General features: G+C 62.7%; 2 protein-coding genes. Both read right to left on the bottom strand.

Translation table 11 applies throughout. The annotated features are described in order from the left end of the window. Positions 1-583: nucleotidyltransferase family protein (locus tag EN939_RS35265; protein ID WP_164751565.1), on the bottom strand; the 583-nt coding region annotated here is incomplete at its 3' end. Between the two features lie 63 nt (positions 584-646). Beyond that, a partial coding sequence (locus EN939_RS35260; RefSeq protein WP_206528442.1) for a dihydroxyacetone kinase subunit DhaK occupies positions 647-1,116 on the bottom strand: 470 nt, incomplete at its 5' end.

Genomic DNA, 1,116 nt, shown 5'->3' with positions numbered 1-1,116 from the left:
GCGACAGGCGCCGCCGCATGCCGATGTCATGCACGAGGTCGCCATGCAGTTCGACCAGCAGGCTGGAATTCTCCTTTTCGAGCCATTTGAATTCCTGCAATTCGTAGGATTCGGCCTCGTTGCTGCCAAGCTCGAAGCCGCATGCCGTGATCACCTGGTTTGCCCGCGCCAGGTTGGCGGGTTCGACCAGGATATCGATGTCGGTGAACGGCCTGTCGGCGACGTTGCGGTAGAGCTTGCGCGCGAAGACGGGTCCCTTGACGATCCGCGCCGGAATATTGTCCGCCGCCAGTCCCTTCATGATGCGGTCGCCATGATACTTCAACAGCATAGACTGGCCGGTGGCGATCGTTGCCTTCTGGCGCAGATTTTCCAGCTTGCCGTGCAGGTCCGCATCCGCTGGCAGCCGCGCGTCCCCGCTGAGCTTGCGCAGCATGATCGGCAGGACGCCATGGAATTCGGCGTTGTCGAGCAGCGACATCAGCGTCTTTGCCGGCAAATTATCGACGTCGACAGTCGGCGCCTCCGGATCTGCGTAGCGCAGCAGCAGCTTTTCTTCGGCAGGGGTAAGCGGTGGCAGCATCAACCTGGACAATGTTGCGATTGCAGGGAAAGATGTCGCAGAAAAGCAGGGTGGAAGCCAGGGTTACATGCCCCAGCGTAGCGCCGCCGTGTGTACAGGCGCGTCCCAGAATGCGGTCGTCTCATCGTCGAGCATGGTGAGTGTGATCGAGCAGCCGGCCATGTCGAGCGAGGTGACATAGGAGCCGACCAGCGAACGGGCCACCGTCACGCCATGCTTCTCGAAAATCGCCCGCGCGCTGTTGTACATCAGGTAGAGTTCCATCAGCGGCGTGCCGCCGAAACCGTTGACGAACAACAGCGCTGGACCCTTCGCCCGGTCGCCGAGATCGCCCAGGATTGCGGCACAGATCTCCTGCGCGATAGCATCGGCGCTTTTCAGCGTGTCGCGCCGGCGGCCGGGCTCGCCATGGATGCCGACGCCGAATTCCATCTCGCCATCGCCGATGTCGAAAGTCGGCCTGCCCGCCGCCGGTACGGTGCAGCTGGTCAGCGCCACGCCCATCGAGCGGGTAGCAGCGTTGACGCCGTCGC

This window comes from Mesorhizobium sp. M7A.F.Ca.CA.002.05.1.1, from assembly GCF_003998335.1.
GTDB lineage: Bacteria > Pseudomonadota > Alphaproteobacteria > Rhizobiales > Rhizobiaceae > Mesorhizobium.
The sequence above is the reverse complement of the archived record's forward strand: the minus strand, read 5'-3'. Positions and strand labels throughout refer to the sequence as shown.